Genomic DNA, 23,198 nt, shown 5'->3' with positions numbered 1-23,198 from the left:
ATTGGTTCCTTAGTAGAGGTGTACGCGCCAGATCGCGAAGATGTTAACGGCAGGTTGGGGCGCATTCAGTCAGTGGGCGAGAAAACGGCTACCGTGTGGATGCGGCACATCCCTACTCTTGCCATGAATTTGCATACCTTCAAACACTCAGCTCTCACTGTTGTACCGCTCGAAAATCAACCGGGACTTCAAGAAATTTGCGATCGCATCTCCCTGCTCTTTGAATCAGGGAACCTCGACCCATTTGAAGTAGAAATTCTGAATTTGCTCGAACAGCGCGTTGTTCACACACCTTGTGAAATGCAATATTTGGAACAGATTGAAAAAAAAATTTGATATCAAATGGTTAGATTTGATTAGATGAGGCATAACACAATTCTAAAATAACTCAATGACTCTAAAAGTTTACAGCTCAGCAATCGTTTCTCTCCCCTGACATTGGCAGTTTTCCCGACCCTATAAAAAAAGCGCGGAAAACGCATTTTGCTTTGACCGGAACTCGGCAATAATTGTTACCAATAAAAGCAATTACTCAGGGAGCGAAAACTCGCTCTTTCGGATTTCTAGTCCACAAAGTACAAAATCCTTTTTGTGCAGGTTTACCCTCTACTGTCAGCGTCACCCCCAATCGATTTATCTCAGTTTCACACAGTTTTTTGCCACCTTTCTCGCTCAACAAAGCTTGATTCCAGCTCATAAATTGGCGAGCATATTTCCCTTCATTGCTTGTTGCCCACTGAATTGTATCCGCGTTCTTGCGAGCAAACTGACCCTCTTTGCTCAGCCCCCATTCGAGCGCTACGGCTTGTTCTAAAGTGAGCTGGCGCGGCCCTTTTGGGTCGAGTTCAGGCGCTGGAATGAACCGGGGCAGCGCTAACCCGATAAACGCGCCAATCGCCATTGCCCCTAACACTACCCCGCTTCCAAAAATCACCGACCAAATATCATGAGCAACTTTCTCTAAAGCTGCTTGTCGCACTAGGGTGTAAACTGAGTTGGAAATGTGGCGATGTTGCACCTTAACAGCCGCTTTTCCCTGCCGTTCTAAAAACTCTCTGCTTTCTTTTTCCCAATTTTCAGTAAGTTGGCGAACTTGTTCCAATTCTTGAGAGATGACAGCTTGAGAATCTTTCAAATCACCTTGCCATTTAGATTGCCAATTCTTAAAAAACTGATCAATCTCTTGCGGTTTTTTTTCTAGCAGCAGTTCGAGTTGACCTGTCGCCAGCAATACGATAAAAAGTGGGTCATTTTTATTCAGGCCGTATCGGTAAGCTGTCTGAATGACGTGAGAGCGAAATTTGGAGTCTTTGCCCTTGAGTACCTGGCTGATTAGTGACTCAGTATCTCTCTCGTACATGGGAGGGGCAGATAAAGGATCTCTGTTCAGAGCTTCTCTTTCCCTCGAATCATCGTCTATGAGTTCCCAAAACTCCTCTTCATTTAGCTTACTCCCATCTGATTTCAACTTTTCTTCTACTGCATCTTCTGGGAATGTATCTGGAGAATCTGACAAACTTTGCGAATTTTCAGCGGATTGTATGGAGTTATTTTTGGTATTATTAAGTCTGCCCTCTTCCGTTGGCGTTTCCAATATCTCGCCAAACTCTTCAGAGTCAACTTCGGAAAGTTCTTCTAAAAGTCGATCGGACATTTAACCTCCTACCTAATCAAAATCCTAATCTTTATGCTGTTCTGCATCGCGCATTCTCTAGTCTAATAGGCTTGGGATAAGAACAATCTGACTTCCTTTCACAAGTCTCTATCTCCTAAAAATTAGTGAAATTCGTCTGAAAGCGCTAACCCAAGCGTATTGTTTTATAGTCTGAATTCACATTCTGTCCCTCCCATAACGAGTTCATTACACATCGACTGTAAAATTTACCGTCCAAGACGTAAATTATCGGTTTAGACACTACCTGTAGTATTAAGATCTGTTTCCGCACACCCTATCAATAGAGTCTGTGTGTAAGTCCTAATTTAGATTCTTAAAAGCTTACGATATAGCCTTTCTTACCCTAGTGAAGTATGCTGAATCCCTCGATTGTCAAGCTTTTGAGCTTCAAGGATATACCTCACCTGACCAAGAACCGCTATACCTTTTTTTAAATTACAGCCTCCTGAGACTTTACAACCTGTTGCTTATTTTGTTACTCATTTGGTTGTTCATTTTCTGTCTGCATTTCCTCATTTATTTTTCGTTCGTAGGCACCGATAACCTCTTTTTTATTGCGATTGGGTGCGTTGTTAAACAAGCCTACATCTTCTATCAGACGGAAACAGTCTTCCAGAAAAGTATGCAATCGCTGCTGACTAATCAAGAAAAATTCAGAGTGTTTCATTGCTTGAGAAAATGACAACCGCTTCGTATCAATAAACTTGCGCTCTCTTGCACTCAGCGCCGGCAAGTCTACGACAGGAATTCGATAATTATTAATGAGCTTGTTCATTTCCTTATGGCTTTGTACGTGCGACCAATCTTTGCAAACTCCAAAATTACGAACAAAAATGTGATTGAGCTTACCTTCAAAGTAGTTGAAAGAGTCAATAAACATTTCAATGCTGTCAGTCGTGCCGCCGCAAATAAACCACTTGCAAACATCAACTCCTGACTGCTCTTTAAAATCAGGAGAAGTTAAATTAGCTTCGTCAATCCATTTGTTGATAATGCCGTAAACCCGAGCTGGTAAATTGACAATAACAGGAGTCTCCACTGCCGTTTCAAAAATAATGTCGATCTCGAAAAACTTCTCTTCATCCTCAACTAAAGCTACAATTTTTGCATTGTGTTCAGGATAGCGCTGCTGCACGTCAGGATTTTGAAAATCGCCATCAATTAAGGTGTACAGTAGTTCATACTTCTGATTGAATTCAACCAGAAGCCGAGTTAGCATCGACTTGCCAACGCCACCTTTCTCGCCGTCAACCAAGTGAATCATGTTAGTCATTTCATTCCTCCTTGCTGGATGCCTATTAAAGACTTAATAATTTTTAACTAAAGCTAGGCCCGACCATTGCGGGATCGAAACCAGCTAAGTTAAATGCGCTGTTTTCAAACTCAAGTTCTCCCGAAAAGTCCTCTGGTTCTTTTTCTTCGGATAAACTTGCTGGCTTTGAACACTCAGTGGTAGTTAATTCCGTAGCAATAGATGCACCTGGATTCGACAATTGAGAGAAAGTAGCTAAAGGAATTAAACCCGAAGAAATACCAGGGGCAATTGCTCCTAACTCGGTACAGTTAAATCCCACATCTCGGCAAACTTCATCTATCTGTCTGAGCAAAAAATTAATGCTTTCTCGCCTCAAATACTCTAAGTCTGTACTAGAATGATTACCGCTATTGCGTAGAGCTGCTAACAACCACCGCGCTTTTATAAGAGGTAAAATCGTTTCCTTTAAACTAAAAAAAGGATGATTTTGCAGATAAGAGAGCAAGATAGCGTCTTCGGAATCTGGCAAAATTTGACAGCGCCAGCAAAATTCCTTGTAGCGTTTTCTAGGCATAATTCCTCACCTTCTTTCCAGAACCTCGGTAGGGCCCTCCCAATAAGAGAGCTGCATCTAAGTTTGCTTCAGATTCCTCTAATGAAGGTTCTGTATTCGACTCATCACTCAATTTATTAGAATCATCTAAGCAGCTATCTTTGATACTTGAATCAGCCTTTTGTTTAGCACATTGTTCAGTGTTTAGTTCAGTAATATCTTCAGTCTTTTGTTCAGCGGGTTCCTCAATTTTTTGTTGAGTAATATCTTCAGTCTTTTGTTCAGTAGATTCCTCAATTTTTTGTTCAGTAGATTGCTCGGATTTAGCGTGAGTAAATTGCTCAAATTTTAATTTAGTAGGTTGCTCGGATTTTGGGTGAGTAGGTTGTTCAGATTTTGGCTTGGTAGATTGTTCAGATTTTGGCTTGGTAGATTGTTCAGCACATTCTTTTACACTCTGTATATCAGTCGTAGGGACTGGAGCTTCTCCTGAACTGGAAGTTGTATCTTCTGCCCTCTGAGAAGTTGTCGCAACAGACCTTTGCCTCAGTACCTCAAACTGAGATTTGAAGTAAGAAAATAGTCCGTAAACATCAGCTATGCGACAACCTAAGCCATCAGGGTCAAGTGTTTTTGGCACTGTTATACCTGCGTGCCAAGACAGTGAATAATGAGAAAACTGATTTCGCAGTTCGGGCTTCATATATTCAGAAGTACCCCCGCAAAATACAATTTCATCTAAATCGGGCGGCAGCACTTCATTAATCCAATGAGATAACATTCGAGCGTAGTCAAAGCGAGACAGCTTGACTGCTTCAATCAATTGGTCAACTTCTCGATCTTTCGCTGCATCCTCTCGATTTCGAGCAATTCGGTAAAAGTAAGGGCGGTTGTAGCTTACACCTGAAGAAGCGATCGATAAAGCCAAACGGGAAGCATCGTAGTTAGAGGTTCGCTCTTGAACTAGATCCACCAACTTTACCATTCCTAAGTCTGAAGTTTTGCCTTTACCGACAGCACCGCGTGCCGAAACTATTATCGAAGCATTGCGAAATCCTACCATCACAAAGGCAGTTACCCGCTGCTTGAAGGCTGAACCTAAATTGCTGTTGTGGATCAAAGCAATGCCGCCGCCTTCTTGCAAAGCTTGGGTTTTGTCCAGGGTGACGGATAGCTTACCGGTGGGTGTTTCAAATGAAGCAGAGTATTGACTTAATAGCTCAAAAAATTGTTTGGAGTCATTAAATTCACCTGGGGGCAAGAAAACGGAGATCGCAGCATTGAATTGATTGCCTAAATCTAACTTCCGCGACACTACCCACAAAGCTGCTAGAGCTTTGTACAAAGCACTACTGTACTTCAGTCCTGTCAAACCGATATGAGCATTGAATTGTGCTGCTGCTAGGTAGCCAACGGCTCGGCATTCATTACCAATTGCCACCCAAGCAATATTTTCGGGAGATGCCGATGCAAGGTTAGGTTTGGTGAAACAATTGGCTATGTCTTGGCTCACCGGCCCCACCTGCGATTCCATTACAAAGGAGCTTGCTTTACTGCCTGCTTGCGAGCCAATGCAAAAAACTCTAGTAGATAAGCCGCCAAAATCTATAGCCAGAATTGCATCTGGTATTGATGGTTTTTTCTTCATAAACGCTGGCTTTTATTACGTTATAAAATGATAGTATTGGCTTCGATTTAAGTTTGACCTCACCAATTTCGGTGGTTTAGGATAGTTAAAATAGCCCCCTCCAAATGGCGGGGGACAGACTGCCTTTCAAGGAAAACATCTCGTTTGTGTTGGTTGCTTTGCGCTTCCTACAAAGAGCAACTATGTCAAGGTTGCGCTAAGATGAAAGGCCAAGGATTAATTTTGATAACTATCCTGTCTTCGTTTAACTCAAGTTGAGCCGGGATTTCTGGAGCTTCAAAGAAATAAATTGGGTACGGTAATCTTCGGGTAGCTTGATTTGATGTTTCCGCTCGAAACTCTGCAACTCTGCTTCCGCAAGCGTTTGCCTCAGTTTGTATTGGTGAGAATCTGCGCGTGTTCCGTGCAGATTTTTATCTTCTTGCTGCAAGGGTTGAAGCAGGTCTGCTAATTCTTTAATATTCTTTGATATTTTCAATTGCCGATTCCAGAGAGCAATCCATCATATCCCAGTCAATGCCATCATCGGGGAACAGCGATAATTGTCCAGGCGAGACGTTTGATTGGCCGCGATTGTGATAAGAAAGGTGGCAGGCGGTACAAAGAGCAATTAAGTTTTCTGGGCGATTATCCTCTGGTATCCGATTGCGGTGGTGCACTGTTAAAGTTAAGGAACAACGTTCGGATTTGGTTAAGCCGCTTTGTTTACCGGGTCTGAGGCATTGTTGGTTGCACTTAGCGCAGCGCCAGAGCGCACTTTCTTTCACGGATAACGCAATCTCTCGCCAATTCTTTGGATACCTTTTGGGTTTTACCATAAACGTCAAAGCTCATCTTTCTATAGGGCGATCGCTTTTGTTGCCATTACTCAGAATACTGCCTTATCCGAGCATAAAAGCGATCTCATTTTCGGAGTTAGATAGATTTTCAAGAGTATTGTATTTTGAAAAAATAACTCTGTTTATGAAATTTACTCGCTGCGCGAGTAAAAAAAAATGATAAAAGAGCGATAATCAAAAATAAATACCTTCATAGCAATGTTTACCCGCACCACCGCTCTTACCCCATCCGAACTGAAGTCGGCGATCGTGCGCGACCCTCTCATCGTTAAACCAGATACGACGGTGATAGAAGCGATCGCCCAAATGAGCGGTATGCGAGCTATCTGTGACACTACTAAAACTACAAACGGGCAACTGGACGAACTGCATCTAGAAGCGCGGTCAAGCTGCGTGTTGGTCGTAGAAAATGGTCATTTGGTAGGTATTTTGACTGAGCGGGATGTGGTGCGCCTGAGTGCCCAGCAGCGTTCTTTGGAGACTTTGGCAATGCGAGAGGTGATGGCACATCCAGTCATCACCATGTACGAGTCTGCTTTGACCGATTTATTGTCTACGATTAATATGCTCCAACAGTACCAGATTCGCCACTTACCCATTCTGGGAGAGTCCGAGCGCTTAGTGGGGTTACTGACCCATGAAAGTTTGCGACAAACCAGTCGCCCTGTAGATCTTTTGCGGTTGCGACTGGTATCAGAGGTGATGACGAGTCAGGTGATTTGTGCCGAGTCAGATGTATTGATGTTGGCGATCGCCCAACTGATGGCAAAACACCGGGTTAGTTCCGTAATGATAGTGGAAATCAGTCGAAGTGAATCGGAATCCTGGCAAATTCCGGTGGGGATTGTCACCGAGCGAGACATTGTGCAGTTTCAGGCATTGGGCTTGAACTTGGAAACCTGTAAAGCCGAGACGGTGATGAGCCGACCGATTTTTGCCGTTCGACCTGACGATTCGCTGTGGGTGGTGCACTCCATCATGGAACAGCGCTTGATTCATCGGTTGGCGGTGACGGGCCTCCGGGGACAGCTATTGGGCATCATCACCCAGACCAGCTTGCTACAAGCCCTCAATCCATTGGAGCTATACAAGCTGGCAGAGGTCATGGAACAGAAGGTAGTGGTATTAGAAGCAGAGAAAATTGAATTATTACAAACCCGCACCGTTGAACTAGAAAAACAAGTACAAACCCGGACGACAGCCCTGAAAGCTCAAGCAGAAAGGGAAAAATTGGTGGCTGCAATTGCCACGCAAATTCGCTCGTCCTTGAGTTTGCAAAGCATCTTAGATACGACTGTGGCCCAGGTACGCCAAGTGCTGGGGTGTGATCGCGTGAACATTTGGCAGTTTGAAGCGGATTGGCAAACCATTGCCGTTGCCGAATCTACTGACTCGGCCCTGTCTTTAGTGAACGAGCGGATTAACGACACCTGTTTTAGCCAAGACTGTACGGAGATTTACCGCCAGGGGCGAATTAGGGTCGTACCCGATATCTACACTACCCCCATGTCAGATTGCCACCGCGAGATGCTGATCCGCCTCCAGACGCGGGCGAAAATCTTGGTGCCGCTGCTGTGTGGAGATGAATTGTGGGGCTTGCTCAATGTCACTGAAAGCCAGAACGCCCGCGAGTGGCAACCGGAAGAAGTCGAACTGTTGCAAGCTTTGTCGGTACAACTGGCGATTGCCATCCAGCAAGCCACCACTCACCAAAAATTGCAAGCTCAACTGAGCGAACGCCAGCAAGCAGAAGCTCGGTTACTCGAAAGTGAAGAGCGCTACATCACATTAACCGCAGCCGCTCCCGTGGGGATTTTCCGTACCGATGCTGAAGGTAAATGTACCTATGTCAACGATCGATGGTGTCAGATAGCCGGACTGACTCCAGAATCCTCAGCCGGAGATGGATGGCGGCAAAGATTGCACCCAGAGGATCGAGACAAAATAGCGACAGAGTGGTATCAATCGGCCCAAGAAAACCGCCCCTTTAGCCTGGAGTATCGCTTCCAACGCACCGATGGTGTTGTGACTTGGGTGTACGGGCAATCGGTGGCAGAGCATGATGCCGCTGGGCGGGTTATAGGTTATGTGGGGACGATTACTGATATTAGCGATCGCAAACGAGCTGAATTAACCCTACAAAAACTGGTAACAGGAACTGCTGCCGTCACGGGAAAAGACTTTTTTCTCGCCCTAGTGCGCCACATTTCCGAAGCGTTGGATATCGGCTGTGCCATCGTTACCGAGCTGGTGGGCGACGAACTCCATACCCTTGGATTCTGGGCAAATGGAGCTTTGCAGCCCGAAAAATCCTATCATCCAGCTCGCACTCCCTGCGAATATGCTTTGAAAAATGGGGAATTTTACAGCCCCAGCCAAGTGCAAAGCATCTTTCCTGATGATTTATACTTGGCGACGATGCAGGCAGATAGCTATTTGGGCATTGCCTTAAAAGACGATATCGGCAAGGCGATTGGCAACCTTTGCATTTTAGACAAACAGCCCTTACCAGCCGAAAAACGTGCCGAAGCAATCGCCATTCTTCAGGTCTTTGCAGCACGGGCAGCCACAGAATTACAGCGGAAAGCCGCCAACGATGCGTTGCACCGCTTGAATCAGGACTTGGAAGCGAGGGTCGAACAGCGGACGCGCGAACTACAAGCACGCGAGGCTCAACTGCGCGATCTCTTCGACAACGCCACCGATCTCATTCAAAGCATTGCTCCCGACGGTCGGATTCTATTTGTAAATGCTGCGTGGAAAGAAACGCTGGGATACAACGATGCTGACCTCCTTCAACTGTCCCTTTTCCAAATTATCCATCCCGATGAATTAGTACATTGTCAGACTGCGATGCAAAGCTTATTTGCTGGTGCGCTCTGTTTGGGTATCGAAACCAGATTCCTGACCAAAGATGGCAGAGAAATCATCGTCGAGGGGAATGTGAATTGTCAGTTTCAAGATGGCAGAGCGATCGCGACGCGGGGTATTTTTCGGAATATTACCCAGCGCAAACAAGCGGAAGTGAGGTTGCAACAACAGGCAGAACAGCAGCGGTTGTTAGGATCGGTTACTCAACGGATGCGGTCATCGTTGAATCTGGACGAGATTCTCAATGCCACCGTTGAGGAAGTCCATCAAGTATTAAAGTCAGACCGAGTATTGGTATATCGTGTGTTTCCCGGAGGTACGGGGGCAGCCATTGCCGAATCTGTTTTAGCAAATTGGCCGAAGATTCTGAATATTGTCTTCCCGGAAGAGGTTTTTCCTGAAGAAAACTATGCTCGTTATCTACAGGGAAGAATATATGCCCTAAGCGATCGCGAAAACGAACAGCAATCAGTCTTGCCCTGTTTGGTCGAATTCCTAGCAGAAATCCAGGTTCGAGCTAAATTAGTAGTTCCAATTATTCAAAATCAAACCCTTTGGGGATTGTTGATTGCCCATCAATGCGATCGTCCGCGCCAATGGCAACAACGGGAAATCAATTTACTTCAACAAACAGCTAATCAGTTAGCAATTGCCATTCAGCAAGCGAATCTTTTTGAGCAATTACAGAAAGAACTAGCCGAACGACAAGAGGCAGAGGCAAAGCTCACTGATAGCAATCAACAACTGGCAGTTTCCAACCAAGAACTCGCCCGCGCCACTCGCCTCAAGGATGAATTTCTTGCCAACATGAGTCACGAACTTCGGACTCCCTTGAACGCGATTCTGGGCATGACCGAAGGACTACAAGAAGGAGTCTTTGGCAGTGTCAACGAGAAACAACTCAAGGCCTTACAAACTGTGGAACGAAGCGGCTCCCATTTGCTAGAGTTGATCGATGATATCCTCGATGTAGCAAAAATAGAAGCCGGACAGGTCGAACTCGACTGTACTTCAATTTCTGTCTCTCATATTTGTCAGTCTAGTTTAGCGTTTATTAAACAGCAATCTCTCAAGAAACGCATCCAACTTGAGATGAAAATTCCAGCAAATCTACCAGATTTGTTAGTGGATGAACGACGCATTCGTCAGGTATTAATTAACCTACTCAACAATGCAGTTAAATTCACTCCCTCAGGCGGCTCTATCACTGTAGAGGTATCTCCAGTCCGCCAACTGAATTCCGATGCAACTGTTAGTAATTCTTCCCCAAAAAACTTCTTGCGAATTGCCGTAATCGATACGGGCATTGGCATAGCACCAGAAAATATCAAGAAACTATTTCAGCCTTTCATCCAAATCGATACTGCCTTAAACCGTCAATATGCAGGAACGGGCTTGGGGCTGGCATTGGTGAAGCGAATTGTCGAACTCCACGGTGGTAGGGTGGAACTCACCAGCGAACTAGGTACGGGCAGTTGCTTTGCGATCGACCTACCCTGTACGATTGGTTTTCCCCTCTCACCTGAAATGACAGCAGGCGAGCAACTAGCCAATACTCTCGAACAAGACTCTCCACCCACCAGCTTCGCCACCAACGAAGCCACCAGCCAAACGCCTCTGATTTTGCTCGTAGAAGATAACGAAGCCAATATCAGTACGGTTTCTAGCTACCTCGGAGCCAAGGGTTATCGCATTATCTTGGCAAAAGATGGGCAACAGGCGATCGACATGGCCAAAACTCACCAGCCTAACTTGATTTTGATGGATATCCAAATGTCGGGAATGGATGGACTAGAGGCAATGAGACAGATTCGCCTCGCTCCTAACTTGGTTGATATTCCGATTGTTGCACTCACGGCTCTGGCGATGACTGGCGATCGAGATCGTTGCTTGGAAGCCGGGGCAAATTATTATTTAACTAAGCCAGTGAAGCTCAAGCAACTGGTTGCCACTATCCAACAGCTTTTAACCCCAACACAAGATAACGAATGAATATGCCCTCTATTTTAGTGATTGACGATGAACCCGACAACTTTGATGTTATTGAAACACTCTTAAACGAGCCAGATTATGTACTACACTACGCCGCCAGTGGTAGTAGTGCGATCGCATCCCTCAAACTGTTTGACCCAGATGTGATTTTACTGGACGTGATGATGCCAGAAATAGATGGTATTGAGGTCTGCAAACAAATTAAAGCTATGCCGCAATGGGAACCCGTACCGATTATTATGGTAACGGCTCTCACTACTAAAGAAGACCTGGCTCGTTGCCTGGAAGCTGGTGCAGATGACTTCATTAGCAAGCCAGTCAATGGCATTGAACTTCGCGCCAGACTCAAATCTATGCTGCGCGTTAAACAACAATACGATCGGATAGAGAGTTTATCCAAATTACAAGAAAATACGATTCAGTTATTGCAAAATAATTTGGATGAATTGTGCGGTAATTTAGTTTCTACACTGCCCCACGAACTCAACACTCCCCTCAATGGAATTTTTGGCGTAATTGGTTTGCTGGTTGATGAATATCAAGACATGAGTTCAGAGGAAGTTAATGAGTTGTTGGTAATAGCCCAAAAATCTGCATTGAGACTGCAAAAATTAACCAAAAGATTTTTGCACTACGCGCAGTTGGAGATGTTTACTAGCAATCCTGACTTTGCTGAAACTAGAAACACGCATCAGCCACACATCTCAACTCAACTTCTTATTGAAAATGCTATCAAAGCCCAAGCTGAAACTGTTAATCGTGTAAATGACTTGGTTTGGGAACTTGAAAATGTAGAAATTACTATGAGCGAACGAGATTTTACTTGCACGCTCGATGAGTTGCTAGAAAATGCTTTTAAATTTTCTAAACCTGGTACGCCCGTCCAAGTCAGCAGTCAATTAAAAAATGAAACATTTTATCTATCTATCTCGGATAGAGGACGAGGGATGACAGCAGAACAAATTGCACAAATCGGAGCGTTTACACAATTTGAACGCAATTATTACCAGCAACAAGGCATCGGATTGGGATTGAAAATAGTTAAGAAAATCGTGGAACTGTATGGAGGTAATTTCGGAATTTCAAGTGTTGTCAATGAATGGACGACGGTTCATATTGAATTGTCTATTAAACAGTTGACAGTTGATAGTTGACAGCAAACAAGTTGACAGTTGATAGTTGACCTGGGACAGTAAACAAGTTGACAGTTGTAGGGTGCGTCGCCACCGGGATCATCTCATATTTGTAAAAACACTTCTTTTGGCTCCTTCCTTCTGCCTCGCAGCAAGAGAGCCTTCTGCCTCAAAACTTAGATTTCTAGCTTGGCTGCAAAAGTGAGATGCTCCCTCGCCACCAACCATCGCAAACAAAAATCGACCATCTTACAGTGACGCACCTTACAGTGGACAGTTGACAGCATACAGGTTGACCGCTTTACAGTTAACATCTAGGTTTTTAGAATGATGATTTAAACTCCACTATAAAAACATTCCACCGTCATGTGGGCGTTTTAACCCCCTGAATTTTGATAAATAATTCGGATGCCAACGGGATTGATATTCGCCATTCCCCATTCGCCATTCCCCATTCCCCATTCCCCATTCCCCATTCCCCATTCCCATAATATTTTTATGAATAATCCTGCCATTCTAATTATTGACGACGAACCAGATAACTTTGATGTAATTGAAACCCTGTTGAGCGATCGAGACTATCAGTTACATTATGCTGCAAATGGGGAAGAGGCGATCGATTCCCTAGACCTTTTTCGGCCAGATTTAATTTTACTGGATGTGATGATGGCTGGAATAGATGGCATAGAAGTATGTCGGCGGATTAAAGCTATGCCACAATGGGAATCTGTGCCAATCGTTATGGTGACAGCCCTCATCACCAAAACGGATTTAGCTAGATGCTTCGCGGCTGGAGCGGATGACTTTATTAGCAAACCGATTAATCGCTTGGAGTTAAGAGCAAGGGTGCGCTCTATGTTACGCATCCACCAGCAATATCAGCAATTAGCTACTTTCAATACCCGATTGGAAACAACGGTGCAACAACGCACGGCTCAGTTGCAAACCATGATTTTTCAGGATGCACTCACAACGCTACCCAGCCGAACTTTCTTGCTTCAAAAGTTGGCTGAGCTTCTACAAACAGGAAAATTCTCCTTTGCAGTAGTTTATCTAGACTGCGATCAATTTAAACTGGTGAATAGTTCCTTTGGTTATGTCGTCGGCAATCAATTACTCCTTGCAGTCGCACAAAGGTTACAAGACTATCTTCGCCCCGGTGATGTTCTAGCACGGGTAGGTGAGGATGAGTTTTGCTTTTTATTGTATCAAATCGATGGCGAGAAAGTCCTGGAGTCATTTATTGAATCGATTCTGCGGAGCTTTGACGCATCTTTTTTGCTGGCTGATTGTGAAATATTTATGACAGCTTGTATCGGCATTGCTTTAGGTAGCAGCGCTTATCAACAACCGGAAGAACCTCTACAAGATGCTGATACAGCAATGTACAAAGCTAAACTTCGCGGGAAAGGTTGCTATCAAATATTCGAGCGTGAAATGTCTTTGGCAATGCTGAATCGCCTGACGCTGGAAAATGATTTGCAACGGGCGCTGAAACATCAAGAGTTTGTCACCTACTATCAGCCGATTGTCAATCTACAAACCGAACAAGTTTGCGGTTTTGAAGCGTTGGTGCGCTGGAAACATCCGGTTCTGGGTATGGTTTCACCGGGAGAATTTATTCCCTGCATGGAAGAAACAGGGCTGATTGTACCAGTGGGAATGGTGGTGTTGCAGCAGGCGTGTGAGCAACTTCGCGCATGGGAGCAACAGGGCCAGTCGGAGTTGACGATGAGCGTCAACCTCTCTGTGCGACAATTTGCTTGCCCAACTCTTTTATCTGATATCGATCGGGTGTTGGCAGAAACTCAAGTCAACCCCGCTCGCCTGAAACTGGAAATTACCGAAAGTGCGATTATGGAAAATGCGATTGCGGCAATCGCGCTGACCGAACAATTGCGGTCGCGACAAATTCAGATTAGCATTGATGATTTTGGTACAGGATATTCTTCCTTGGGTTATCTGCACCGTTTTCCAGTGGACAACCTCAAAATCGATCGCTCTTTTGTCAATGAAATCCTTGCCGGGAATCGTAACTATCAAGTTGTGAACACTATTATTGCTCTGAGCAATCAACTTGAACTCGTGGTTATTGCCGAAGGTATTGAAACAACTGAGCAACTGAGCTGGCTGCAACAACTTGGCTGCGAGTTTGGACAGGGCTATTTATTTTCCAAGCCTTTGCCCGCGACTGAAATAGAAAGAATTTATTTGGCACAAACAAGCTGAAAAATCTTGCCGTCCCTGCTGTATAAGATGAACAAATTCCATAAACTAGCTCTGTTGTAGGAGCGATCGCACGAATGCTCAATTAATCCCTTCTGGCAAGTACAAATCGTCACCCGGAAGTCGCCGCTCGATCAGTTCTTGCCGATTCTCCAACATAACTGACTCAACGAATTTACCAAACCGCAGATTATACTCTGGTTCAGTACGCTTGATGCTGAATGCTGCGTCCGCCCGCCGTTCGATGGATTCTGCCATGCTAGCTTGAACCAAAGCTTGAGCTTTCACGTTGCCTTTGCTTACTTCATGCAACCAGTATGCCGTAGCTAATGCAATGGGAACGGGCTTGATTAATTGAGCGTTACCTTCCACTGGAATGCTTTGAGCTTGTGTAAAATTGTATCCGCCAAAAGGCAGAGCTCAAGCCGATTTCCCAGCGAGAAACTTAGTTAATGCGCTGCCCTTTTTGTCCACCGCACCCATAACCCCAATCGCATCGACTTTGTAGCCGCCGTCGGGTAGTTGATAAACATGAAGTGGAATTGCACCTAAAAGGATGGTGGCGGAAATAGCTTTAACTGTCATTTGTTACTTCAAATAAATTACAATTGCCAAAGATTAGCCTGTTTTTGACTAATTAATTAACGATATCTCTGAGCAAATAATTTAGTTTGCGGACTACCGAACCTAGCAAGTAGTGTTTGCTCTACATAGAGCAATCCACCGCAGAAAGCGATGACTTAGAACTTGGTATTGGCTGTCCTAGGTCGTAGGAATTCGACATTCAGCTCTAGTTTCTCTCCTAGCCACAAAGAATGTAGAGTATGGTCTGCCACATCATCCCCTGTTTCGGGATGGACGAGAATATCTAACCCCTCGCGGTGGAGCATCAACCAAGGAACTACCATGCCAAACTGCGTGGGTAAAAAAGCAACTTGATACATCGCTTGGGGGTGGGGGCCAATGGGTTTGTCGTGCCAACGGCCTAGCTGCACCTCGAACTGAGCCAATCCTTCACGTACACGCGCAGCAGCATCACGGCGATCGGTGTCGAAGTAAATATGGGCATGAAAACCAACAATTTCGATGGTGTCTTCTTTCATCATTTTCAGTGGGGTATTGAGCCGACATTTAGACAAAACGGCTGTTAACTTCAGGCTAACTTGGTGAACGCCACTTAGGAGGTAGGGGTTATGCGCGTAGTACAAGATGCAGCGAACGCACTCTGAGGGATTTTGGGCATGACAGGCGTGTTGGGATTTGGTTCGAGTTCTCTCCAAATCGGGGTGTTGGTGGCGATCGGCAACAAGTTCCAGGGAAGGTAGTGAAAACCGACTCTCAGCTATACGGACAACTCTAATCAGCCTGTTAAAAGCAAACGCTACATTTAATAAATTCATTCCCTCATAAAATTAACGATGTACATAGACCACAAAATCGGTGACTTTGTTGTCGAGCAAGGCAAAAATGACGGTTATATCAACGCAACTAAGCTAACTAAAGCTTACGAACAAAAAACCGGAACTCGCAAGAAGGCTGCAAAGTGGTTTGAAAACGATCGGACTAATCAATATATAGAGCTGCTATCGGATAAAACAGGGCTTGAGGTATACGACCTAGTACAAAAAAAAGGAAGCGGGAGAAACCAAGAGACTTGGATTCATCCAAAATTAGCTATCTCTTTTGCTATGTGGCTCTCGCCTGAATTTGAGATGATAGTCTCTGAATGGGTAGAAAAATGGCTGACAACGGGTCTAACTCCCGTCTACGAGACTGTTCAATTGCATCCTTACCAACGGGTTTGGTATCAACGATTAACTTTGTTTGAACAAAATACCAAACTGCCTCGGGGTAAGTGGTGTATTTTTGAGCAGATAGCCGGACTAATGAGAGATTTAGAGGCTAAAGGCGTTTTACTGCCCGACACAGCTACTATAGATATTTCAGTAGGTCGAGCGTGGTGTCATTGGCTGAGGGAACAAGGACACAATACCGCTGATTTTGAGCAGTACATCCATTATTATCCCGACCGCAGGGGGGAGCAACTTGCAAACGTTTATCCCTTCAACTTGCTCGGAGAGTTTCATCAGTGGCTGCAAGATACATACATTCCCGACAAATTCCCTGAATATGTCAGAAAATTCTGTACGGCAGAAGAATGCAAATTAATTTCAGATGCTATCGGATGCGAGGTGAAACCTATTCAAAAAAGGCTCAAAACAAATCAGTCTTAGCTTGCTTCTAAGTAACTTTATCACTACTCTCAAACAATTTGGCGGTACACCCGAGATAACCGCTTTCTGAGGACATGAGGTAAAGAAAGATTAAGCAACACCCGGTAGAGACTGGGTTATTGGAATCAAAACGCCAGCACCCCATCTAAAGTTTGCAACGAGAGTGCGGGCATTGGAGCGATCGCCAATCCTCATCCGGTTCGCAGACTCAATGAAATTGGTGCCGACAAGCGTGAAATATTTTGGCAGACTAACTGAAATCACTGCGGGTTCAGGACAGTTGTAGGTGGTTTTTCGCTCGGCTTTCCCAAATAAAGAATACCGAGACAAGCTGACTATCTTGGTAGGGTGCGTGGATACAACAGCCGGGAGAGCGGCAATTAACCAGGTTCTTGAGTTAAACCAATTTTACAGCCGTTCTGAAATCCCCCGCGTGTGGTATTTGGATTGCGGAAATCATGCCGCAGCCGGACAAATTTTGCTGGGCAGTTCTTTGGAAACTAACCCGGAGTTCTATAATTTTGGGGGGCTGGGATGTGCGAGGTTGCCATCTCCGATGCTTCAGGCTCCTGACCTTTTGAAGCCGAAACCTGAAGAGTTGACAAATAATCTATCTTGTGCTGAGATGGCAGTGCTGAATGTGCAGAGCGAGAGCGTGAATGTTCGGGTGGCGGCTGAGGCGGCGGATTATTTGTATCGGATGGCTGCGGGGAGTCTCAAACGGTTTGCGACTTATTTTGATTTGGAGAGTGGGACGGCGCGATCGCTTTACATTACTCAGCAGTCTGTGTGCGCGGTGGTAAAAGCGATCGCAAGTGAACCAATAACACCATGCTAACCTGATATTAAGCTTTTAAAAAATGTAGCTTTAGCAATTGAATCTACTATGAGCAATATCACGATTCAAAACTTTATCGCCTGTCGATCAAATAATTTCAGTTGTCCATGTTTGTCAGCAAATCTCTAAAGTCTGCTATTCCCCGAGCTAATAAACGGTTGATCAAATCCTCTGCTAACCTATGACTGGCCTCATCTCCGCTTTGAAGAGCGGTCAATAGAATAGTGCCGCTGTCTTCCTGATAATAGGAAAAAGACCAGTCCTCGCTTCGGAGTTCATCAGCCATCAAACTCAAGCACTCAACTACAGAGAGCGGCATTAAGGGAGCAAGTGCAACCAAATGAGGTAGCAGCTGGTCATCGTAGTCTATATCTTTAACCAATCTGATAACGTCTTTTAGTTGAGCGATAGCCCAATTGCTCTCAAACTTTCCTGAAGCGAACCACCAGCTAAAAAATCTCAAATCTAATGCTTGTAAGTTACTTGCTGTTGCATTCTTGACTTGGCTAACACGCCATTCCCAAAGTCTTTTCAATCGTTGGAGCAAATCAACTTCAACCTCAGAATTTCCATAACGTAGCTGCTCTCCAATCTGTCTCATGAACTCTTCATGATGTTGGCCTGAAGCTTTTGCAAAGAATTTTTCTAGCAACATATCAGACTCACCAAGCTCTAAATCCCCATTCCAGTAGAGATATTGTAGGTTTGCAGCTAAAGCTTCATCCGTTCTTGAGGGATTTGGCGATTCGGGAGTAGCAGCACCAATTTGCTCAATGGCATAGTTGTACTCTTTTCTGAGAATTACAAAGATTATAGAGTTAGCATACCAGGAAGTAATGTAACCTTCCCAAGCCGCATCCCACAACTCTTGGAAAACCTCGTCTCTAGGAAAAATCCTATTCAAGTTGCGAGTAGTCCAGTTTGAATCGAGATTTATTAGCTGCGGAAACCATGCGCCGTAAACAGAGCGAATTGTGACGGAAGGATCGTGTGCTGGATTCAGATGGCGCTCAAAAACTTCCCGTACTTCAGGAATTTTGTCAAAGTTTAATTCTGCCTGCTCCTCTTGGTTTTTATCTGCCTTTGTATGCCGATTTATCCATAGAGCATATTGGAAAACTGCGTGCATTGCTTTGCCCCTAACAGTATTAATAGCAGCCTCAGCATTTGTGGCATTTGAGTAACGATAGTGTGCCTCAAAACCAGGTGTAACGGAATGATCGTCAGTCAGCTGTTCTAGTATTATCCAAACCAGATTGCAGAATTCAATAGGAATTTCATTTACCCCTATTGGTTGCAGACCACTTTTGATAAGCGTCACTACTTTGTCGCAGATGTAATTCCAGCCCTGATGCCAATCTGTAACCTGGTCTCGACTTCCAAGTATTTCTGACTTTTGTGTTAGTATCCAAGCGCAAAATTCAAGCGGTTGTAACCAAGAGAATGCCTGCCGTTGTCCGTTAATTGACAACGCATGAGTCAGACCATTTAAGAATCCGCCCCTATATTGCAAGTCCACTTCTTTGAACTGTTCGATTTCGCTTACAAAAAATTCTGGATTTTGAGCAATAGTTTTAGAAAGCTCCATCGACAGACCCGGATGGGATGGTGTGAATAATCTTCCAGAAGGTTCCCATTCCCTCAAAAAATCGAATAGCTCTGAAATAGTCATGAAAGATAGTTCTTCAGCAGACTTGGGGCTGGTAGGCCCTTGCCATACCCCAGTACCTCTAACAGCCTCTAAAGGCGCAGGAGAACCAAGTTCTGTAACCAACTGCTCATATTGCAATTGCCACTCGCTTGAAAGACTACCACTTAAAATTCCTAGCCTGTCTCGCTGCCATTGTTTTACGTAACCAGTTGTGTCCTCTTCACAAACCTCTAATTGATTGGTTGGCCCTTCTGCAATCCAACTTAGAATTGTCTCCTGTACTTCAGAACCAATGTCAGCAAAACGCTCTCTGAGCAAAAGTGCATATTCATGGCAGTAAAGTATCGGCTCATTCAAGCGCGGTTTGTCAGCTAAAGCTTGTGCCATCATGTCGGGAAACTGGTTAGGAAAGCGGCGAAGTAGGTTAAGTCTGATACGATGAAAAATTCGCCAATGATAGCCATCAATAACTTGCAGCAGTGGCGACAATTGCTCGGGAGGATTTCTAGCAATTTGTTCTATAGTCTCCCATACCGCAGTTGCTAAAAAGTTCCTTACGTCATAGGGAACATTTGGCTGATTACTTTCAAAACTGGGATACCAATTATATGAGTAATCTTCAAAAGTTCCCGCCTGGCGAGGTATCTGCGAGAAGACAATAGTATCATTTAGTAAATTGCAGAGAAGTTGGAATGTTTCATTGGCGGCTACTGTTACTAACTTTGGTATGTATTCTGTAAGAATTTTTTTATAAGGGTAGTCATCGCAGCGCTTGCGTATTCCTAGAAGCAGACCATTGCCTTGAGGATTTGGCTGTACATTTAGAAGTTCGCGAACCAATCGGATTGCCGCATCAAGCTGGTGATTGTTTCCAAGATAAACAATCAATTTACCAAATTTTTCTGGTAATCGAAAGTACAGATAATCCTGCTCTTTGAGCCATTCTATTTCTTGCTCTACCCAACGAGCTGCCAGAGCAAGTGGCATTGCAAGGGCTGCTTCAGCCAAATCTTCGTGTACGAAAGCATTTTTTGTCCCTGTTTTTAGAATCTCTAGTGCAATATCTAGAACTTTTGCTGGTTCTTGAGAAGCCATCCGTGCTAAGTAGCGGGACTGAGGCCATTGCCTAAAAAGAATCCTTCCTGTATCTGTATCAACTTCTGGCTCAGGTGGACTTTTGAAAAAATCTTTGTCCCGAAGTTTGTCGATCCATCCTGGGAAAGACAACCGTTCAAAAAAGTAGCTGATAGCTACAAAGCTATTAGGAACATTAAGGCGAAGGTTTTTTAAATCATCTTTTGTAGGTTCAGGCTTGGATAAAAGCTCATTTAGAAGAATATAGACTCTCGAATAGCGAGTTTCAAATTTGTCAAGGATAATATACAATACTGTCTGAATTTCCCTCCAAAATTGTTTGAATCTTTCATCAAGTGGACGTGGCGGGCCAAGATCGTTACGATGTGCGCGACCATGCAAACCATATTCATTTTGTCTACCTGCTAACTTCAGCCAAGTTTGAGCTACTGTCTCTGTTTCAGGAATGCCCAGTGCTTGCAAAATAGCACTAATTTCATCTTTATGAGAAGGAGCCTGATTAGATTGTGAAAATTTATCCCCGCAGCTTGGACACTTAGACAAATTGGGGTTGCTTACCACAGGTTTTGCTAATGGCTCTAACACATCGCGTAACGCACTCTCAATTTCTCGCAATGAGTGAGCTACATAATGTGTTGTGGACTCTAACGGCGACTCCATTTCCATAAGGCGACAGGCATCGCGGTAGAAGGCAGCAGAACCAGGCCCTACAAGGGAGTTTAGCCAGTGGTATATTTGCTCTTGCTGTTGATTGTTAAGGGGATAGGGGCTCATTCTTTACTGTATGCTACTTGTATTATATTTTGTATTATAAAGGGTTTTCCATTAAGGATAGGTCAAAACTAAAAGATATTAAACGTTTAAAGGGCGGCTACCGCCGCCCCATCGAACCAAACACCCCATGCCTCTGCTATGTGTCCCCCTACGCCTAAACCCTATCTATATATGTAGGGTCAGCCTGAACTCGCTCATCAAAGTCCATATTCTCCCATTCTGTAATAACTCTCCCCGGTCTGTCCATCAAATCCGCAGGAGCACTGCTGGGACGCACGAATGGGTATTTATCCTCATCTTCAGGAGCGATCGCCAACTCCACAAGCCCAGTATCCTCCTCTTCAAACGAAACTGGACTAGCGATCGCATCAACCTTTAGATTTATTTCAATCACCTCAAAAACACTTCCAACGGTCAACACTTAACCAAGTTTCAACCTGTTAACGCTTAGATAGTCCCGCCATACCTTTTCAACAATTCCTACTCTCACACTTCAAATATTAGGATACATCAACTCATAGTCGCCACAATTGCCACCGAAGAAGGACTCAAGATTCCCGTTTTCGATGCCGCTTACACTGATGCCAAAGGTCGAAATGCAGGCAAATTTTTCAACAATCCAGAAATCCTGCGCCACTCTATTCTGCAAGCAATGTTTCAACCAGAGGAACTGAAGTCATTAACGATCGTCAAACTCGACAAATCAAATCCAGATCCTCGCCAATTACGCGCCAGCATTCATGACCCAGAAGATGGCATCAAGTTGCCTAACAAATCTTACCAGCACAAGACGGGTTATTTGATTTCGGGGAAGTAGCACAAGTTGAGAACATCCACCTCAACCTCACTCAGCATTTTGGCTTCCATCCCGTACAAATCTTGCAGCACCGCCTTGACGTTCGGAAGCAGATTGAGTCGAGGGGGGATATTATTCCCCGCCCCTCTCAGTTAATTAGAGTCGAATAAGTCGGGTTTAACCCGCTGTTCGGACTCTCACCTGACCATGAACGGTCTGATGCTGGTGACATTCACGATGTAGAACTTCCAAATTTATAGGTTTGTCGGGTGAGGTTCGAGAGTCACCTCTGTCCCCTCCCCTAAGAACGCAGCATGAGAGTTTCCAACTCACTGCGCTCAAGCCTTACTTCAAGCGAGATTTGACTTGGGTTTTATGTACCTGCTTGTGGCACGGGCTGTGCAGGTGCTGAAGATTTTCCGTATCGTCCGTTCCACCTTCAGTAACAGGCACTATATGATGGGTTTCGATTTCCTCTCCGTTGAATAGTGCTTCGCCACATTTAGGACATTTCCAGCCTTGGTTTTCTGCTATCGTATAAAGTTTAATACCTTTATTGAAGCGGGTTTTCCCAAGCTTCTGGTGGCGTTTATCCCAATACTCTTTTAACGAGGGGTCATCTGGGCTAGCGTCACCTTTGACTTTTATATGACGCTCTATGGGGGTGTATGCGATTTGGTATAGAGCAAGTTCTTTGTCCTTACCTCGTCTGTCGCTTGTGGTACAAGCAAAAACCCATTGATTACCCTTAGTAGTCTGGAAGTAACGCTTACGAACCCATCTTTTGCTCTTGTTGGGATGTCTACGCTTCGCCCAACGCCAAAGGTGTTGCCATATCCTGTGAGAGATATATCCAAAGGTTTCTTTGCTTACCACTCCTTTGTAGTAGTTAGCAAAACCCCTGAGAATTGGATTGAACCTCTTAATTAGGACTTCCTGTTCTACGCTACTTAGGCTTTTTATCTCCTCTCCCAAGCGCTTACAGAAGGCTAAAACCTTCTTTTTAGATGGCTTGATGAGAAGTTTACCGTTGTAGTGTCGGGAGTTAAACCCCAAGAAGTCGAAGCCATCTTCCATTGACGTGATTACCGTCTTCTCAGTGCTAAGTTCAAGACCTCGTTTTGACATCCATGCTTGAATCAGGTTCTGGGCAGTTTCGAGACTTTCTCGGTCTCTCGCCGTTACGATGAAATCGTCGGCGTATCGCACCACGCCAAACTTGGGATTGGTGGCTTTTATGTAGGTTTCTAAGCCATGCAAGCCAATGTTGGCAAGTAACGGTGATATTACGCCGCCCTGTGGTGTGCCTTGTTCCGTGGGATTAAGTTTCCCTTGGAACACAAAACCCGCTTTTAACCATCCTTTGATAAGCTCACGTTTGGGAAAATTAGCCATCATGGACAGGATGGATTCATGGGCGATGTTGTCAAAGAATCCCTTGATATCAGCTTCTAGAACCCACTTGTCTCTGCCATTTTGCACCCTTATAAAGCATTGAGCTATGGCATCATGACAGCTTCTATTAAAGTCGGCGACCCTCTCACGAGAGCCGCCGCTCTCCAAAACCGTGCGTGAAAATTTCTCTTCACACGGCTCCTCAGTGACTTGGTGCTTGTCA

At 44.7% G+C, this 23,198-nt stretch carries 19 protein-coding genes; 7 read left to right on the top strand and 12 right to left on the bottom strand.

Going from position 1 to position 23,198, the window contains the following annotated elements:
* The first annotated feature begins 18 nt into the window (after nucleotides 1–18).
* Complete coding sequence (locus tag JGK20_RS00095; RefSeq protein WP_293228583.1) at nucleotides 19–336, top strand: hypothetical protein; 318 nt, start codon at nucleotides 19–21, stop codon at nucleotides 334–336.
* Nucleotides 337–532: 196 nt separating this feature from the next.
* Here JGK20_RS00095 and JGK20_RS00090 read toward each other — a convergent pair whose 3' ends face one another.
* From JGK20_RS00090 to JGK20_RS00070, 5 genes are all read right to left on the bottom strand, one after another.
* Nucleotides 533–1,654 carry a DUF6753 family protein gene (locus JGK20_RS00090; RefSeq protein ID WP_293228580.1) on the bottom strand — a complete coding sequence of 374 codons (1,122 nt, stop codon included), beginning with the start codon at nucleotides 1,652–1,654 and terminating at the stop codon, nucleotides 533–535.
* Nucleotides 1,655–2,150: 496 nt separating this feature from the next.
* Nucleotides 2,151–2,948 (bottom strand): mobilization protein MobD-like protein, encoded by a 798-nt coding sequence (locus tag JGK20_RS00085; RefSeq protein ID WP_293228578.1) that lies wholly within the window; start codon nucleotides 2,946–2,948, stop codon nucleotides 2,151–2,153.
* 43 nt (nucleotides 2,949–2,991) lie between these two features.
* Entirely contained in the window at nucleotides 2,992–3,504 is a 513-nt protein-coding gene (locus tag JGK20_RS00080) for a hypothetical protein (RefSeq protein WP_293228575.1), read from the bottom strand.
* Nucleotides 3,497–5,131, bottom strand: coding sequence for a hypothetical protein (locus JGK20_RS00075; protein WP_293228572.1), 1,635 nt, complete (start codon nucleotides 5,129–5,131; stop codon nucleotides 3,497–3,499). Before JGK20_RS00075 ends, JGK20_RS00080 begins: the two co-directional genes overlap by 8 nt.
* Before the next feature lie 455 nt (nucleotides 5,132–5,586).
* Nucleotides 5,587–5,949: an HNH endonuclease gene (locus tag JGK20_RS00070; protein WP_293228570.1), complete on the bottom strand. Its 363-nt coding sequence runs from the start codon at nucleotides 5,947–5,949 to the stop codon at nucleotides 5,587–5,589.
* A gap of 219 nt (nucleotides 5,950–6,168) precedes the next feature.
* On the opposite strand from JGK20_RS00070, the gene JGK20_RS00065 reads away from it, so the two are divergent.
* The gene (locus tag JGK20_RS00065; RefSeq protein WP_293228568.1) at nucleotides 6,169–10,833 is read left to right on the top strand and encodes a GAF domain-containing protein; all 4,665 of its coding nucleotides are present in this window, start codon (nucleotides 6,169–6,171) and stop codon (nucleotides 10,831–10,833) included.
* The gene (locus JGK20_RS00060) at nucleotides 10,830–11,987 is read left to right on the top strand and encodes a hybrid sensor histidine kinase/response regulator (RefSeq protein WP_293228566.1); all 1,158 of its coding nucleotides are present in this window, start codon (nucleotides 10,830–10,832) and stop codon (nucleotides 11,985–11,987) included. The genes JGK20_RS00065 and JGK20_RS00060 overlap by 4 nt, the downstream gene beginning before the upstream one ends.
* A gap of 356 nt (nucleotides 11,988–12,343) precedes the next feature.
* Here JGK20_RS00060 and JGK20_RS00055 read toward each other — a convergent pair whose 3' ends face one another.
* Nucleotides 12,344–12,481 (bottom strand): hypothetical protein, encoded by a 138-nt coding sequence (locus tag JGK20_RS00055; protein WP_293228563.1) that lies wholly within the window; start codon nucleotides 12,479–12,481, stop codon nucleotides 12,344–12,346.
* On the opposite strand from JGK20_RS00055, the gene JGK20_RS00050 reads away from it, so the two are divergent.
* Nucleotides 12,465–14,195: an EAL domain-containing protein gene (locus JGK20_RS00050; RefSeq protein WP_293228561.1), complete on the top strand. Its 1,731-nt coding sequence runs from the start codon at nucleotides 12,465–12,467 to the stop codon at nucleotides 14,193–14,195. The genes JGK20_RS00055 and JGK20_RS00050 overlap by 17 nt on opposite strands.
* A gap of 78 nt (nucleotides 14,196–14,273) precedes the next feature.
* Here JGK20_RS00050 and JGK20_RS00045 read toward each other — a convergent pair whose 3' ends face one another.
* The 3 genes from JGK20_RS00045 to JGK20_RS00035 form a co-directional block, all read right to left on the bottom strand.
* Nucleotides 14,274–14,564, bottom strand: a complete 291-nt coding sequence (locus tag JGK20_RS00045) for a hypothetical protein (RefSeq protein WP_293228559.1) — start codon at nucleotides 14,562–14,564, stop codon at nucleotides 14,274–14,276.
* A gap of 48 nt (nucleotides 14,565–14,612) precedes the next feature.
* The gene (locus JGK20_RS00040; protein WP_293228556.1) at nucleotides 14,613–14,777 is read right to left on the bottom strand and encodes a hypothetical protein; all 165 of its coding nucleotides are present in this window, start codon (nucleotides 14,775–14,777) and stop codon (nucleotides 14,613–14,615) included.
* Between the two features lie 155 nt (nucleotides 14,778–14,932).
* Nucleotides 14,933–15,592, bottom strand: a complete 660-nt coding sequence (locus JGK20_RS00035) for a DOPA 4,5-dioxygenase family protein (protein WP_293228554.1) — start codon at nucleotides 15,590–15,592, stop codon at nucleotides 14,933–14,935.
* Nucleotides 15,593–15,610: 18 nt separating this feature from the next.
* Here JGK20_RS00035 and JGK20_RS00030 point away from each other — a divergent pair, with 18 nt between their 5' ends.
* Nucleotides 15,611–16,426, top strand: a complete 816-nt coding sequence (locus JGK20_RS00030) for a KilA-N domain-containing protein (protein WP_293228552.1) — start codon at nucleotides 15,611–15,613, stop codon at nucleotides 16,424–16,426.
* 286 nt (nucleotides 16,427–16,712) lie between these two features.
* Nucleotides 16,713–17,264, top strand: a complete 552-nt coding sequence (locus JGK20_RS00025; RefSeq protein WP_293228550.1) for a hypothetical protein — start codon at nucleotides 16,713–16,715, stop codon at nucleotides 17,262–17,264.
* Nucleotides 17,265–17,361: 97 nt separating this feature from the next.
* Here the strand turns inward: JGK20_RS00025 and JGK20_RS00020 are convergent, their stop codons facing one another.
* Nucleotides 17,362–20,625, bottom strand: coding sequence for a hypothetical protein (locus JGK20_RS00020; protein WP_293228548.1), 3,264 nt, complete (start codon nucleotides 20,623–20,625; stop codon nucleotides 17,362–17,364).
* Between the two features lie 313 nt (nucleotides 20,626–20,938).
* A complete protein-coding gene (locus JGK20_RS00015; protein WP_293228545.1) occupies nucleotides 20,939–21,178 on the bottom strand; it encodes a hypothetical protein in 240 nt (79 codons plus the stop codon).
* Nucleotides 21,179–21,436: 258 nt separating this feature from the next.
* Here JGK20_RS00015 and JGK20_RS00010 point away from each other — a divergent pair, with 258 nt between their 5' ends.
* On the top strand, nucleotides 21,437–21,601 hold the full coding sequence (locus tag JGK20_RS00010) for a hypothetical protein (RefSeq protein WP_293228542.1): 165 nt from the start codon (nucleotides 21,437–21,439) through the stop codon (nucleotides 21,599–21,601).
* A gap of 324 nt (nucleotides 21,602–21,925) precedes the next feature.
* On the opposite strand, the gene JGK20_RS00005 is transcribed toward JGK20_RS00010, so the two are convergent.
* Nucleotides 21,926–23,198 (bottom strand): reverse transcriptase domain-containing protein (locus JGK20_RS00005; RefSeq protein WP_293228540.1); only part of this gene is annotated, 1,273 nt, incomplete at its 5' end.

Source organism: Microcoleus sp. PH2017_05_CCC_O_A (assembly GCF_020738785.1).
In the GTDB taxonomy this organism is placed as follows: domain Bacteria; phylum Cyanobacteriota; class Cyanobacteriia; order Cyanobacteriales; family Microcoleaceae; genus Microcoleus.
This window is presented reverse-complemented; position numbering and strand designations above follow the sequence as displayed.